The sequence below is a fragment of the Enterobacter sp. E1 genome, assembly GCF_016809815.1.
Classification (GTDB): Bacteria; Pseudomonadota; Gammaproteobacteria; order Enterobacterales; family Enterobacteriaceae; genus Enterobacter; species Enterobacter adelaidei.
The window spans coordinates 38,900-53,895 of sequence record NZ_JAFBJM010000009.1; the positions used below are offsets into that span (position 1 = coordinate 38,900).

Genomic DNA, 14,996 nt, shown 5'->3' on the forward strand with positions numbered 1-14,996 from the left:
ATCTCCGGTGAAGTTCGTAAAGTATTTATTCATCCTTGCAGTCTGTTGCATTCTGCTGGGAGCAGGCTCGATTTACGGTTTGTACAAATATATTGAGCCACAGCTACCTGATGTCGCTACGCTTCGCGATGTGCGACTCCAGATCCCGATGCAAGTCTATAGCGCCGATGGCGAGTTGATGGCGCAGTATGGCGAGAAGCGCCGTATTCCGCTGACCTTAAACCAAATTCCACCTGTTATGGTGAAAGCCTTTATCGCCACTGAGGACAGCCGTTTTTACGAGCACCATGGTGTCGATCCGGTGGGGATTTTCCGTGCCGCAAGCATTGCGTTGTTCTCCGGTCATGCCTCTCAGGGGGCGAGTACCATTACGCAACAGCTGGCACGTAACTTCTTCCTCAGTCCGGAAAAGACGCTGATCCGTAAGATCAAAGAGGTCTTCCTTGCGATCCGTATCGAGCAGCTGTTGAGCAAAGACGAGATCCTTGAGCTGTACCTCAATAAAATCTATTTGGGCTACCGCGCCTATGGTGTGGGGGCTGCCGCACAGGTGTACTTCGGTAAACCAGTTGAGCAACTCACCTTAAGCGAAATGGCAACCATCGCGGGTCTGCCGAAAGCGCCTTCTACGTTTAACCCGCTCTACTCGCTCGATCGCGCCACCGCGCGTCGTAACGTCGTTCTGTCCCGTATGTTGAGTGAAGGCTATATCAGCCAGAGCGAGTACGACCAGGCACGTAATGATGTTATTGATGCCAACTATCACGCCCCTGAGATCGCCTTCTCTGCCCCTTATCTGACCGAAATGGTTCGCCAGGAAATGGTGAATCGTTATGGTGATAAGGCCTACGAAGATGGTTATCGCGTTTACACTACTGTTACCCGCAAGGTTCAGCAGGCAGCACAGGAAGCGGTGCGTAATAACGTGATGGATTACGATATGCGTCACGGCTATCGCGGCCCGTCAAACGTGCTCTGGAAAGTGGGCGAAAGCGCGTGGGACAGCAAAAAAATCACCGGTACGCTGAAAGCGCTGCCAACCTATGGTCCGCTCCTTCCTGCCGTGGTCACTCAAGCCGATCCTCAGGAAGCCGTTGCGACGCTCGCGGACGGCACCTCAGTCTCCCTGCGTATGGATGGCATCCGTTGGGCGCGTCCGTACCGTTCAGATACCCTGCAAGGCGCAACGCCGCGTAAAGTGACCGATGCGGTACAAACCGGACAGCAAATCTGGGTGCGCAAGGTAGGTGAGGCCTGGTGGCTGGCGCAGGTTCCGGACGTTAACTCGGCTCTGGTCTCCATTAATCCTCAGAACGGAGCTGTAATGGCCCTGGTCGGTGGGTTCGATTTTAACCAGAGCAAATTTAACCGTGCTACCCAGGCACTGCGTCAGGTCGGTTCCAATATCAAGCCGTTCCTCTACACTGCCGCGATGGATAAGGGCCTGACCCTTGCCAGCATCCTTAACGACGTTCCCATCTCTCGCTGGGATGCCGGTGCCGGTTCCGACTGGCAGCCGAAGAACTCCCCGGCGGAATATGCCGGCCCTATTCGTCTTCGTCAGGGTCTGGGACAATCGAAAAACGTGGTAATGGTGCGTGCCATGCGCGCGATGGGCGTCGACTATGCTGCCGAGTATCTGCAACGCTTCGGTTTCCCGGCGCAGAACATCGTTCGCACCGAATCGCTGGCGTTAGGCTCAGCCTCCTTTACGCCGCTTCAGGTTGCACGCGGATACTCGGTAATGGCCAACGGTGGCTTCCTGATTGATCCGTATTTCATCAGTAAAATCGAGAACGATCAGGGCGGCGTACTGTTTGAAGCGAAGCCGAAAATTGCCTGTCCTGACTGCGATATTCCGGTCATTTACGGCAATACGCCGAAATCTGACGTGCTTGAGAACAAGGACATGGAAGACGTTGCTGTGTCTCAGGAGCAGCAGAACGGCGTAGTACCGCAGCCACAACTGGAACAGGCGAACCAGGCGCTGGTGGCGCAGACAGGTGCACAGGAGTATGCCCCGCATGTGATCAACACGCCGCTGTCGTTCCTGATCAAAAGCGCGCTGAATACTAACATCTTCGGTGAACCAGGCTGGCAAGGTACCGGCTGGCGTGCAGGACGTGATTTGCAGCGTCATGACATCGGCGGTAAGACAGGGACAACCAACAGCTCGAAAGATGCGTGGTTCTCCGGCTACGGGCCGGGTGTGGTGACCTCAGTCTGGATCGGTTTCGACGATCATCGTCGCGACTTAGGCCGTACAACGGCATCTGGTGCGATTAAAGATCAGATTTCCGGCTATGAAGGCGGTGCGAAAAGTGCGCAACCTGCCTGGGATGCCTATATGAAATCTGTTCTTGAAGGTGTTCCAGAGCAGCCGCTGACGCCACCACCAGGCGTGGTGACAGTCAATATCGACCGCAGTACGGGCCAGCTCGCCAACGGCGGGAATAGTCGCGAAGAGTATTTCATCGAGGGCACGCAGCCAACCACACAGGCGGTGCATGAGGTGGGTACTGAGATTATTGATAACGGCGAAACGCACGAGCTGTTCTAAATAAAAATGCCCGATAAAAATCGGGCAAAGCATCGCAGGCCGGGTAAGGCGAAGCCGCCACCCGGCTTTTTTGTGGCCTACAGTCGCCCCTGCCCCTTCAACCACTCCCGTACCAGGAACAGTGCACTCACATTACGCGCTTCGTTAAAGTCCGGGTCTTCCAGCAAATCCATCAGGTGTGCTAGCGGCCAGCGAACCTGCGGCAACGGCTCCGGCTCGTCTCCTTCCAGCGATTCTGGATAGAGATCTTCGGCTACCACGATATTCATTTTGCTGGAAAAATAAGAGGGTGCCATGCTCAGTTTTTTCAGGAACGACAGCTCATTCGCGCCAAACCCCACCTCTTCTTTTAGCTCGCGGTTTGCCGCTTCAAAGACAGTTTCACCCGGGTCGATAAGCCCTTTCGAGAACCCAAGCTCGTAAGACTCCGTTCCCACAGCGTATTCGCGGATCAAAATCAGATGATCGTCGACAATAGGAACAATCATCACCGCTTCGCGCGCAGAGGGGCGCATACGCTCATAAACGCGACGCACACCGTTGCTGAACTCCAGGTCCACGCTTTCGACATTAAACAGGCGCGATTTTGCGACAGTTTCAACATTCAGAATGGTGGGTTTTTGTAGTGGTTTGCTCATCTTGATGGGTCTTAGCAGTGAGAACGGGCTTTATTGTGCGATATGCCGCACGGTTTCGGCAATGTCAATCGTTCTTTATTTACATTTATGCAACGTAATAAAGATCAATCCTCAATTCAAAACAAATGTCAAGAGGTTGAAATGTTTCCAGGAATTTGCTGATATCGCGCCATAACAGGCTTTGCTATCATCATCGGTCACTGGGATGCGCTTCAGAATGCTCAAGTTCGACTCCATACTTGCCGATAGCCAACCACAGACTCTCATTCAATATTAAAGGTGCTACAGACTACACCTGTAAGAAGATAAGTAAGATGGGGAAAGCATGAGCACCATTTTGATTGTTCTCGCTGCTATGCTGGCCGGCGCATTGTTTGCAGGATGGGTATACAGGCGTCGCATACAACGCCGTTACCGGTTGCCTTTTTTAAATGCGTTCGCTGGCGCAACGACGCGTAAACTCACGCAGGACGAACGCGATGCAGTTGAAAACTATCTCGAAACGCTGAACCGTTCTCAGTTAACCCCTGGGCCGACGGGAGCTACTGCTGCGCCAGTCTCACTTAAGCTTAATGCGCAAAGTGATACCGTGCTGTGCCTGACACGCTCCATCACGCGCTATGGCATCACCACCGATGATCCCAACAAATGGCGCTATTACCTTGATTCTGTCGAAGTGCATCTGCCCCCATCCTGGGAGCAATACATTACTGACGAAAACAGCGTTGAACTGATCCACACCGATTCATTACCTCTGGTCATCTCGCTTAACGGTCACACGCTAAGTGAATACCTTCAGGAAGCACCGCGCTTTGCGCTGGAGCGTGCAAGTTCAACCCAGGCTTCCATCCGTGGCGAAGAGTCAGAGCAGATCGAACTGCTGAATATCCGCCAGGAGACGCATGAAGAATATGCCCTGAGCCGCCCGGATGGCATTCGTGAAGCCATCCTGATCGTTGCCGCTTTCCTGCTCTTTTTCTGCTGTCTGCTGACGCCGGATGTGTTTGTGCCCTGGCTGGCTGGCGGAGCGGTGTTACTGTTGGCTGCCGGGCTTTGGGGGCTTTTTGCCCCACCAGCAAAAACCTCGTTGCGTGAGATCCACTGCCTGCGCGGTACGCCGAAGCGCTGGGGTCTGTTTGGTGAAAACGATCAGGAGCATCTCAACAATATCTCACTCGGCATTATCGACCTTATCTACCCGCGCCACTGGCAACCATGGATTGCGCAGGATTTAGGACAGAAAACCGATATTGATATCTACCTTGACCGCCACGTTGTGCGTCAGGGCCGATTTTTATCTCTGCATGATGAAGTGAAAAATTTCCCGCTCCAGCACTGGTTACGTAGCACGGTTATTGCCGGAGGCGCCGCGCTGGTCTTTGTCATGCTGCTGCTTTTCGTGCCGCTGGATATGCCCATCAAATTCACCCTTTCGTGGATCAAAGGGGCGCAAACCATCGAAGCGACCAGCGTCAACAAACTGGATGAAGCCGGTGTGCGCGTAGGAGACACGCTGCGCCTGAAGGGAACCGGGATGTGTAATATTCACACCCCTGGGGCGTGGAATACGCGCCAGAACTCGCCGTTCATGCCGTTCGATTGCTCGCAAATCATCTGGAACGACGCGCCGCCGCTGCCGTTGCCGGAATCCGAAGTGGTGAATAAAGCTACCGCCCTCACTCAGACGGTCAACCGCCAGTTACATCCGAAGCCGGATGATGATTCGCGCGTCAGCCCTGCGCTGCGCTCAGCCATTCAGAAATCAGGCATGGTTCTGCTGGATGATTTTGGCGACATCGTTCTAAAAACGAAGGATTTATGCTCCTCGCAGGACGAGTGTGTGCGTCTCAAAAACGCTCTGGTAAATCTGGGGAACAGCAAAGACTGGGACGCGCTGGTGAAACGTGCCGAAGCGGGTCGGCTGGATGGCGTCAACGTGCTGCTGCGTCCGGTTAGCGCGGAATCGCTGGACAACCTGGTGGCCACTTCGACGGCACCGTTCATGATGCGCGAAACCACCCGTGCGGCTCAGGCGCTGAACAGCCCGGCACCGGGTGGCTTTGTCATTGTCAGTGATGAAGGCAGCGACCTGGTCGATCAACCTTATCCGCAGGTTGCGCTTTATGATTACCCGGCACAAGAGCAGTGGAGCCAATTTCAGCGCCTGGCGCAGATGCTGATGCAAACGCCGTTCAGTGCCGAAGGGATCGTCACGAGTATTTATACTGATGCCAACGGTACCCGTCATATCGTTCTGCACCGGATGCCGGATAGCGCAGGTTTGTGGCGCTACATTGGTACCTCGCTGTTAATGTTAGCCATGCTGTTCTCCATCTTCTGGAACGGTTTTATGGCCCTGCGTCGCTACCAGCGCTCACGCACCCGGCTGGCTGACATCCAGCAATATTACGAAAATTGCCTCAATCCTAAGCTGCTCCCCTCCTCTGAGAGCCTGATCTGATAACGTCCTTGCGCGACAAGATGTGCTACCCTGTCGCGCACGTTTCTTCTGGCTGGAGTACCCCTTATGCATCTTGATATCGCCTGGCAGGAGGTTGATACCGTTCTGCTGGATATGGATGGCACACTGCTCGATCTCGCCTTTGATAACTATTTCTGGCAAAAGCTGGTTCCGGAAACCTATGGCGAACAGCAGGGGATCTCCCCGGCAGAAGCGCAGGCATTCATTCGTTCGCAATATAGCGCGGTGCAGCATACGCTAAACTGGTACTGTCTTGACTACTGGAGCGAACGCCTCGGTCTGGATATTTGTGCCATGACTACCGCTCAGGGTCCACGCGCCGTGCTGCGTGAAGATACTGTACCTTTTCTGGATGCGCTGAAAACCAGCGGCAAGCGCCGTATTTTGCTGACCAATGCGCATCCTCATAATCTGGCGGTAAAGCTGGAACATACGGGTCTGGCTTCACACCTTGATTTATTACTTTCTACCCACACATTTGGTTATCCGAAAGAGGATCAGCGGTTGTGGCACGCGGTGAAGGAAGAGACGGGTTTGCAGCCTGAACGTACGCTGTTTATTGACGACAGCGAGCCCATTCTGGATTCCGCAGCCACCTTTGGCATTCGCTATTGTCTGGGGGTTACGAATCCTGACTCTGGCCTGGCTGAAAAAAGCTATTTGCGCCATCCGGGGCTGAACGACTACCGCCAGATGATCCCCTCACTCACCGTGAAGGAGACGCCATGAAAGAAAAACCCTCTGAAGGGGTAAGACTGGATAAATGGCTGTGGGCAGCGCGTTTTTATAAAACACGCGCCCTTGCCCGCGAGATGGTTGACGGCGGAAAAGTGCATTACAACGGCCAGCGCAGCAAACCGAGCAAGCTGGTTGAGTTGAATGCCACCCTGACGCTGCGTCAGGGCAACGATGAACGAACGGTGGTGATTAAAGCCATTACCGAACAACGACGGCCCGCAACCGAAGCCGCACTGCTTTATGAAGAGACGGCTGAAAGCATTGAAAAGCGTGAGAAAACCGCACTGGCGCGCAAAATGAACGCGCTGACTATGCCACACCCGGACCGGCGGCCGGATAAAAAAGAGCGCCGCGATCTGATGAAATTTAAACACGGTGAGACTGAGTAACCTCACCCGCACGAGAGACTAAAATGGCCCAACACGACCAATTACACCGCTATCTGTTTGAACAATTCGCCGTGCGCGGCGAGCTGGTCACCGTATCCGAAACCTGGAAACAGATTCTGGAAAACCACAACTACCCGCTGCCGGTGAAGACCCTGTTGGGCGAACTGCTGGTTGCCACCAGCTTGCTGACGGCAACGCTGAAATTCGCGGGTGATATTACCGTACAATTACAGGGTGATGGCCCGATGACGCTGGCGGTGATCAACGGCAATAACCAGCAGCAGATGCGCGGCGTGGCACGCGTTCAGGGCGATGTACCTGAAAATGCAGATCTGAAAACGCTGGTGGGTAATGGCTACCTGGTGATCACCATCTCCCCTGAGGAAGGTGAACGCTATCAGGGCGTGGTCGGTCTGGAAGGCGATACGCTGGCGGCCTGCCTGGAAGATTACTTCATGCGTTCTGAACAGCTGCCAACCCGCCTGTTCATTCGCACCGGTGAAGTGGACGGCCAGCCTGCTGCGGGCGGTATGTTGCTGCAGGTTCTGCCGGCTCAGGACGCACAGACCAATGACTTTGAGCACCTGGCGACGCTGACTGAAACCATCAAAGCGGAAGAGCTGTTCAACCTGTCGGCGACCGACGTGCTGTGGCGTCTGTATCACGAAGAAGAAGTGACCGTTTACGACCCGCAGTCAGTGGAGTTTAAGTGCACCTGTTCACGTGAACGTTGTGCCGGCGCACTGAAGACGCTGCCGGATGAAGAGATCGACAGTATCATGGCGGAAGATGGCGAAATTGATATGCACTGTGACTACTGCGGTACGCACTATGTGTTCAATTCGATGGATATTGCTGAGATCCGCAATAACGCCTCCCCGGCAGACCCACAGGTTCACTAATACTTTTCCCCTCTCCCCTTTGGGGGAGGGGTAAAATCCCCGCCCATGCTGAATCGTTTTCATTATGTAACTCTTACGTAATTTTCTTACGTGTATGCGATTACATTCACATTCCTTCCGATAATATCACCAGCCTTTAACCTTTTCGGAACATTTTCCCCAACCAAAAAGCGATTCCTGCGATAATCCGCCTGCCCTGTGACTGGAGTCGCAGCGTTTTCCGTTAGTAAGGGTTTTGTCCAGATGCGTAAATCTATGAGCCCCGTCGCGGTTAACAACCTCAGAAAAACCCTACAATTTCAGGCAGTACATATTGGCTAAGGAGCAGTGATATGCGTGTTACTGGTTTAACCCCGCAAGATCTCAAGGCTTATGGTATTCACGACGTCCAGGAAATCGTCTACAACCCCGACTACGATACGCTGTATCAGGAAGAGCTCAATCCAGCCCTGGAAGGATACGAGCGCGGTGTGTTGACGAATCTTGGTGCTATCGCCGTCGATACCGGTATCTTTACCGGTCGTTCGCCGAAAGATAAGTATATCGTCCGCGACGAAACCACCCGCGATACGCTGTGGTGGGCTGACAAGGGCAAAGGGAAGAACGATAACAAACCGCTCTCCCCGGAAACCTGGCAGCATCTGAAAGGGCTCGTAACCCATCAACTTTCCGGCAAGCGTCTGTTCATTGTCGATGCTTTCTGTGGCGCTAACGCCGACACCCGTCTCTCCGTACGTTTTATCACCGAAGTGGCCTGGCAGGCGCATTTCGTGAAAAACATGTTTATTCGTCCAACCGACGAAGAGCTGAAGAATTTCACCCCGGATTTCATCGTGATGAACGGTGCGAAATGCACTAACCCACAGTGGAAAGAGCAGGGTCTGAACTCCGAAAACTTTGTTGCCTTCAACCTGACCGAGCGTATCCAACTGATCGGCGGTACCTGGTACGGCGGCGAAATGAAGAAAGGGATGTTCTCCGTCATGAACTACCTGCTGCCGCTGCGGGGCATCGCCTCCATGCACTGCTCGGCTAACGTCGGTGAAAAAGGCGACGTGGCAGTGTTCTTTGGTCTTTCCGGTACCGGGAAAACCACCCTGTCCACCGATCCGAAACGTCGTCTGATTGGCGATGACGAACACGGCTGGGATGACGACGGTGTATTCAACTTTGAAGGCGGCTGCTACGCGAAGACCATTCGCCTGTCTGAAGAGGCCGAGCCGGATATCTTCCACGCTATTCGTCGCGATGCGCTGCTGGAAAACGTCACCGTGCGTGCCGATGGCTCCATCGATTTCGACGATGCGTCGAAAACGGAAAACACCCGCGTCTCTTACCCGATCTACCACATCGACAATATCGTGAAGCCGGTTTCAAAAGCGGGTCATGCCACGAAGGTCATTTTCCTGACGGCAGATGCGTTCGGCGTGCTGCCTCCGGTGTCTCGCCTGACCGCCAGCCAGACACAGTACCACTTCCTCTCTGGTTTCACCGCTAAGCTGGCGGGTACCGAGCGCGGCGTGACAGAACCCACCCCAACCTTCTCAGCCTGCTTCGGCGCGGCATTCCTGTCGCTGCACCCGACGCAGTACGCTGAAGTGCTGGTAAAACGCATGCAGGCTTCCGGCGCGCAGGCATACCTGGTGAACACGGGCTGGAACGGGACCGGCAAGCGTATCTCCATCAAAGATACGCGCGCCATTATCGACGCCATTCTGGATGGTTCTCTGGATAACGCTGAAACCTTCACGCTGCCAATGTTTGATCTGGCGATCCCAACAGAGTTGCCGGGTGTGGATACGCATATCCTCGACCCACGCAACACTTACGGTTCGCCGGAACAGTGGCGCGAGAAAGCGGAATCGCTGGCGAAGCTGTTTATTGAGAACTTCGAGAAGTACACCGATACCCCGGCAGGTGAAGCGCTGGTGAGCGCGGGACCGAAGCTGTAGGTAAAAGCAAAAAGGCAACGAAAGTTGCCTTTTTTAATGTTTTCTCCCTCTCCCCGTGGGAGAGGGCCGGGGTGAGGGCATCAGGCCGCACCCTTTTGTCAACTCTCTTTCACCTGCCCGCGCGTCACCGGTACCGGCAACCAGGCGCGAATGCTCAACCCGCCCCGCTCGCTGGTGCCAATCTCCAGCAACCCGTTATGGTTATCGATGATACGCTGTACAATCGCCAGACCTAAACCTGTACCGCTGGTGCTGCGCGCGCTGTCGCCACGCACAAACGGCTGGAACAGATGCTTACGCTGCTCAGGCTTGATGCCCGGACCATCGTCTTCCACCTGGAACCAGGCGCGGTTAAGTTCAGACCCGCTGCTGACTTTAATCCAGCCATTACCGTAACGCGCCGCATTGACCACCATGTTGGCAACCGCACGTTTGATAGAAAGCGGATGCATGCGAACCTGGATCTCCCCCGCCTGAAGGTCGGTATCAATCTCGCGCTCGTAGCCGCTTTCCGCCGCCACCACTTCGCCCAGCACCGCGTTCAGATCCGCCATCTCCATTGGCATCTCCTGGCCGGTGCGCAGGTAGTCGATGAACTGCTCAATGATGGCATTACACTCTTCGATGTCCTTGTTGATGGACTCGGCAAGATAGCCGTCCTCTTCCCCCATCATCTCCGTCGCCAGACGGATACGCGTTAGCGGTGTGCGCAGGTCATGGCTCACACCGGCCATCAGCAGCGTACGGTCATCTGCCAGTTGCTTCACACCGGCCGCCATATGGTTAAACGCACGCGTCACCGAACGGACCTCAGAGGCACCATACTCACGCAATGGAGGAGGAATAATCCCTTTACCGACCTGCAGCGCAGCGTGCTCCAGGTCGACCAGCGGTCGGTTCTGTATACGAATAAACAGCCAGGCTCCGCCTATCGCCAGCAGCATAATCGCCAGGGTGTAGCGGAATAGCGGTGAGAAGTCGCCCTGATGGATTTCGGTCAGCGGAACGCGAACCCAGATATTGGGTGACAGCCAGGTTTTCAGCCAGACAACAGGCGAGCTTTTGTTGACCTCGACGCGCACTTCCGTCGGGCCACCGAGCTGCTGCGCCATCTGCTGGCTAAGGAATTCATAATGCTGCGCCCAGCGCAGTCCCGCGTCTTCCGCCGCTTCGTTTGAGTAGAGCGAAATACCCAGCTCACGGTAAATTTCACGACGGAAGGCAGGGGGAACAACCAGCTGCGTGCCATCCTCCAGCTGCAGTTTATCGGTCATCAGCATACGGACTTCGTAGGCCAGGACCTTATTAAACTGCTGGAGGCTCGGCAGGATCGCAAAGTTCAGCACCACCAGATAGGTCGTCACCAGGCTGACGAACAGCAGGGTGACGATCAGTAACAGGGTGCGGGCAAACGAGCTTCGCGGCGAGAAGCGCATTCGCCTCATGCTTTAGAGCCGTCCGGAACGAACACGTAGCCCAGACCCCAAACGGTCTGAATATAACGAGGATGCGCCGGATCTTCTTCCACCATGCGGCGCAGACGAGAGATCTGCACATCGATGGAGCGTTCCATTGCGGAGTATTCGCGGCCACGCGCCAGGTTCATCAGCTTGTCACGGGACAGCGGCTCACGTGGGTGGCTAACCAGTGCTTTGAGAACTGCGAACTCGCCGCTGGTGAGTGGCATAGGTTCGTCTTCACGGAACATCTCGCGCGTGCCGAGGTTCAGCTTGAACTTGCCGAAGGCAATGACGGCCTCTTCCTGCGACGGTGCGCCAGGCAGTTCATTTGCCTGACGACGCAGTACGGCGCGAATACGTGCCAGCAGTTCACGCGGGTTAAACGGTTTTGGAATGTAGTCGTCAGCACCTATTTCGAGGCCCACGATACGGTCAACTTCCTCGCCCTTCGCCGTCACCATAATGATCGGCATCGGGTTGCTCTGGCTACGCAGACGACGGCAGATAGAGAGCCCGTCTTCGCCTGGCAGCATCAGGTCGAGCACCATCAGGTGGAAAGATTCACGGGTCAGCAGACGATCCATCTGCTCAGCGTTCGCGACGCTACGAACCTGGAAGCCCTGCTCGGTCAGATAACGTTCCAGCAGCGCACGCAGGCGCATGTCGTCATCCACGACCAGAATTTTGTAGTTCTCTTGCATTGTATTTACTCCCAAAGGTTCGGATAGTCTTTGTAACAGCGTATTCTAAAAAAGTGCACGTGTTCGACCAGCTAATTCTGGTATAAATTCTAGTCGAAATTGTTACAAAGCATATTTAACAGCAGCTTATCTGCTCATTTCATCACATAAATCATTATTAATCCTGTCTGTTACACTGTGTGGTACGTATTGTGCGCAAGACAGAAAACCGGCAGCAAAGGCTTTACCATGAAAACGCCCCTGATCACCCGCGAAGGGTACGAAAAACTCAAAAAAGAGATGGATTACCTGTGGCGCGAAGAGCGTCCTGAAGTGACGAAAAAAGTCACCTGGGCCGCGAGCCTCGGCGATCGCAGCGAAAATGCTGATTATCAGTACAACAAGAAGCGGCTGCGTGAGATCGACCGTCGGGTACGCTATCTGACGAAATGCCTTGAGAACCTTAAAATTGTCGATTACTCCCCGCAGCAGGAAGGCAAAGTGTTCTTCGGCGCATGGGTGGAGATTGAAAACGATAACGGCGATACCCTGCGTTTTCGCATCGTCGGCTACGATGAAATTTTTGGTCGAAAGGATTACATCTCCATCGACTCCCCTATGGCCCGTGCGCTGTTGAAAAAGGAAGTGGGCGATTTAGCCGTCGTTCAGACACCCGGTGGTGAAGCCAGCTGGTACGTCAATGAGATCGAGTACGTAAAATAGTCCGAGAGCGCCCTCCCCGGCTGGCATTTTGCCGTGTCAGCCCGTATAACTATCCCCTGATTTTTGACCCACAAGATGATAAAGCCATGATGAAAGATTCGCTCTGCCGCATTATTGCGGGTGAACTTCAGGCCAGAGCCGAACAGGTAGAAGCTGCCGTTCGCCTGCTTGATGAAGGGAACACCGTGCCGTTTATTGCACGTTATCGTAAGGAAGTCACCGGCGGTCTGGATGACACACAGCTGCGTAACCTGGAGACCCGTCTGGGTTATCTGCGCGAACTGGAAGAACGTCGTCAGGCGATCCTCAAATCCATCGGCGAACAGGGTAAACTGACCAGCGAGCTGGAAAGCGCTATTAACGGTACCCTGAGCAAAACCGAACTCGAAGATCTCTATCTGCCGTACAAACCAAAGCGCCGCACGCGCGGGCAGATTGCGATTGAAGCGGGTCTTGAGCCGCTGGCCGACCGGCTGTGGAACGAACCTTCCCACGATCCAGATACCGAAGCGGCGAAATTCATCGACGCTGACAAAGGCGTAGCGGACACCAAGGCCGCCCTCGACGGCGCGCGTTATATTCTGATGGAACGCTTTGCCGAAGACGCCGCCCTGCTCGCCAAAGTACGTGATTACCTGTGGAAGAATGCCCACATCGTCTCGACCGTCGTCGCGGGTAAAGAGGACGAAGGCGCGAAATTCCGCGACTACTTCGATCACCACGAACCGATTTCAACGACCCCGTCTCACCGTGCGCTGGCAATGTTCCGCGGCCGCAACGAAGGCGTGCTGCAGCTTTCCCTGAATGCCGACCCCCAGTTTGACGAGCCGCCGAAAGAGAGCCACTGCGAGCAGATCATCATCGATCACCTCGGCCTGCGTCTGAACAACGCCCCGGCGGACAGCTGGCGTAAAGGCGTGGTGAGCTGGACGTGGCGTATCAAAGTGCTGATGCACCTCGAAACCGAGCTGATGGGCACCGTGCGCGAGCGCGCCGAAGATGAAGCGATCAATGTGTTTGCCCGCAACCTGCACGACCTGCTGATGGCCGCCCCGGCGGGCCTTCGCGCCACCATGGGTCTCGATCCGGGTCTGCGTACGGGCGTAAAAGTGGCGGTAGTTGACGGCACCGGTAAGCTGGTGGCAACCGACACCATCTATCCACACACTGGCCAGGCAGCGAAAGCGGCTGTCGCAGTGGCGGCACTGTGCGAGAAATACAACGTGGAGCTGGTTGCTATCGGCAACGGTACGGCGTCCCGCGAAACCGAACGTTTCTACCTCGACGTGCAGAAACAATTCCCGAAAGTAACGGCGCAGAAAGTGATCGTCAGTGAAGCGGGGGCATCCGTCTATTCCGCATCTGAACTGGCGGCGCAGGAGTTCCCGGACCTGGACGTTTCTCTGCGCGGTGCGGTCTCTATCGCTCGTCGTCTGCAGGATCCGCTGGCAGAACTGGTGAAGATTGACCCGAAATCCATCGGTGTGGGCCAGTATCAGCACGACGTGAGCCAGACTCAGCTCGCCCGTAAGCTGGATGCGGTGGTGGAAGACTGCGTAAACGCCGTCGGTGTAGACCTGAATACCGCCTCAGTTCCCCTGTTGACCCGTGTTGCAGGCTTAACCCGCATGATGGCGCAGAACATCGTCGCATGGCGTGATGAGAACGGTCAGTTCCAGAACCGTCAGCAACTGCTGAAGGTGAGCCGTCTGGGACCGAAAGCCTTTGAGCAGTGTGCGGGCTTCCTGCGCATCAACCACGGTGATAACCCGCTGGATGCCTCAACCGTTCACCCGGAAGCGTACCCGGTGGTAGAACGCATTCTGGCTGCCACTCAACAGGCACTGAAAGACCTGATGGGTGATAACAGTGCGCTGCGCAACCTGAAAGCCGCGGATTTCACCGACGATAAATTTGGTGTGCCAACCGTCACTGACATCATCAAAGAGCTGGAAAAACCGGGCCGCGATCCACGTCCTGAGTTCAAAACCGCGACCTTTGCCGACGGCATCGAGACCATGAACGACCTGCTGCCAGGCATGGTGCTGGAAGGCGCGGTGACCAACGTCACCAACTTTGGCGCATTTGTTGATATCGGCGTGCATCAGGATGGCCTGGTCCATATCTCATCCCTTGCCGACAAGTTCGTTGAAGACCCGCACACCGTGGTCAAAGCGGGCGATATCGTGAAGGTCAAAGTGCTGGAAGTGGATTTACAGCGCAAACGAATTGCCCTGACCATGCGTCTGGACGAGCAGCCGGGCGAAACCAACGCGCGCCGTGGCGGCAATGGTGGTGGCCGCGAACAGCAGCGCCCGGCCGCTAAAGCCGCGAAACCGCGTGGGCGTGATGCTCAGCCTGCAGGCAACAGCGCGATGATGGATGCGCTGGCGGCCGCGATGGGTAAAAAACGCTAACCTCTCACCCTCTCCCCACAGGGGAGAGGGGATCGCGCAGTACGGTGTATTCTCT

General features: G+C 55.1%; 11 protein-coding genes. 8 read left to right on the plus strand and 3 right to left on the minus strand.

The window, feature by feature from the left end; all coding sequences use genetic code 11:
- The first annotated feature begins 7 nt into the window (after positions 1–7).
- A complete protein-coding gene (gene mrcA / locus JGF26_RS18605; protein ID WP_164881346.1) occupies positions 8–2,560 on the plus strand; it encodes a peptidoglycan glycosyltransferase/peptidoglycan DD-transpeptidase MrcA in 2,553 nt (850 codons plus the stop codon).
- Positions 2,561–2,637: 77 nt separating this feature from the next.
- On the opposite strand, the gene nudE is transcribed toward mrcA, so the two are convergent.
- Positions 2,638–3,198: an ADP compounds hydrolase NudE gene (nudE, locus tag JGF26_RS18610; protein WP_108091125.1), complete on the minus strand. Its 561-nt coding sequence runs from the start codon at positions 3,196–3,198 to the stop codon at positions 2,638–2,640.
- Positions 3,199–3,523: 325 nt separating this feature from the next.
- Between nudE and JGF26_RS18615 the strand changes: the two genes are divergently transcribed.
- The 5 genes from JGF26_RS18615 to pckA all read left to right on the plus strand — a co-directional run bounded on the left by JGF26_RS18615 (position 3,524) and on the right by pckA (position 9,661).
- Complete coding sequence (locus tag JGF26_RS18615) at positions 3,524–5,659, plus strand: intracellular growth attenuator family protein (RefSeq protein ID WP_108091126.1); 2,136 nt, start codon at positions 3,524–3,526, stop codon at positions 5,657–5,659.
- 66 nt (positions 5,660–5,725) lie between these two features.
- Positions 5,726–6,409, plus strand: a complete 684-nt coding sequence (yrfG, locus tag JGF26_RS18620; protein ID WP_028018025.1) for a GMP/IMP nucleotidase — start codon at positions 5,726–5,728, stop codon at positions 6,407–6,409.
- Complete coding sequence (gene hslR / locus JGF26_RS18625) at positions 6,406–6,807, plus strand: ribosome-associated heat shock protein Hsp15 (protein WP_108091127.1); 402 nt, start codon at positions 6,406–6,408, stop codon at positions 6,805–6,807. The genes yrfG and hslR overlap by 4 nt, the downstream gene beginning before the upstream one ends.
- 23 nt (positions 6,808–6,830) lie before the next feature.
- On the plus strand, positions 6,831–7,709 hold the full coding sequence (gene hslO / locus JGF26_RS18630; protein WP_023309492.1) for an Hsp33 family molecular chaperone HslO: 879 nt from the start codon (positions 6,831–6,833) through the stop codon (positions 7,707–7,709).
- A gap of 332 nt (positions 7,710–8,041) precedes the next feature.
- Entirely contained in the window at positions 8,042–9,661 is a 1,620-nt protein-coding gene (gene pckA, locus JGF26_RS18635) for a phosphoenolpyruvate carboxykinase (ATP) (RefSeq protein ID WP_028018027.1), read from the plus strand.
- Between the two features lie 98 nt (positions 9,662–9,759).
- Here pckA and envZ read toward each other — a convergent pair whose 3' ends face one another.
- Together envZ and ompR are read right to left on the minus strand one after the other, a co-directional pair.
- Complete coding sequence (gene envZ / locus JGF26_RS18640; RefSeq protein ID WP_023309494.1) at positions 9,760–11,106, minus strand: two-component system sensor histidine kinase EnvZ; 1,347 nt, start codon at positions 11,104–11,106, stop codon at positions 9,760–9,762.
- Positions 11,103–11,822 (minus strand): two-component system response regulator OmpR, encoded by a 720-nt coding sequence (ompR, locus tag JGF26_RS18645; RefSeq protein WP_001157751.1) that lies wholly within the window; start codon positions 11,820–11,822, stop codon positions 11,103–11,105. The genes envZ and ompR overlap by 4 nt, the downstream gene beginning before the upstream one ends.
- Positions 11,823–12,050: 228 nt before the next feature.
- Here ompR and greB point away from each other — a divergent pair, with 228 nt between their 5' ends.
- Positions 12,051–12,524, plus strand: a complete 474-nt coding sequence (gene greB / locus JGF26_RS18650) for a transcription elongation factor GreB (RefSeq protein WP_028018028.1) — start codon at positions 12,051–12,053, stop codon at positions 12,522–12,524.
- A gap of 86 nt (positions 12,525–12,610) precedes the next feature.
- Positions 12,611–14,941: a Tex family protein gene (locus JGF26_RS18655; RefSeq protein WP_134708544.1), complete on the plus strand. Its 2,331-nt coding sequence runs from the start codon at positions 12,611–12,613 to the stop codon at positions 14,939–14,941.
- The last annotated feature ends 55 nt before the right edge of the window (positions 14,942–14,996 follow it).

Bases quoted from the DNA above. Each gene is read 5' to 3' on its own strand.
- nudE (WP_108091125.1), bottom strand. From the start codon at position 3,198: ATGAGCAAACCACTACAAAAACCCACCATTCTGAATGTTGAAACTGTC.
- JGF26_RS18615 (WP_108091126.1), top strand. From the start codon at position 3,524: ATGAGCACCATTTTGATTGTTCTCGCTGCTATGCTGGCCGGCGCATTG.
- yrfG (WP_028018025.1), top strand. From the start codon at position 5,726: ATGCATCTTGATATCGCCTGGCAGGAGGTTGATACCGTTCTGCTGGAT.
- hslR (WP_108091127.1), top strand. From the start codon at position 6,406: ATGAAAGAAAAACCCTCTGAAGGGGTAAGACTGGATAAATGGCTGTGG.
- hslO (WP_023309492.1), top strand. From the start codon at position 6,831: ATGGCCCAACACGACCAATTACACCGCTATCTGTTTGAACAATTCGCC.
- pckA (WP_028018027.1), top strand. From the start codon at position 8,042: ATGCGTGTTACTGGTTTAACCCCGCAAGATCTCAAGGCTTATGGTATT.
- envZ (WP_023309494.1), bottom strand. From the start codon at position 11,106: ATGAGGCGAATGCGCTTCTCGCCGCGAAGCTCGTTTGCCCGCACCCTG.
- ompR (WP_001157751.1), bottom strand. From the start codon at position 11,822: ATGCAAGAGAACTACAAAATTCTGGTCGTGGATGACGACATGCGCCTG.
- greB (WP_028018028.1), top strand. From the start codon at position 12,051: ATGAAAACGCCCCTGATCACCCGCGAAGGGTACGAAAAACTCAAAAAA.
- JGF26_RS18655 (WP_134708544.1), top strand. From the start codon at position 12,611: ATGATGAAAGATTCGCTCTGCCGCATTATTGCGGGTGAACTTCAGGCC.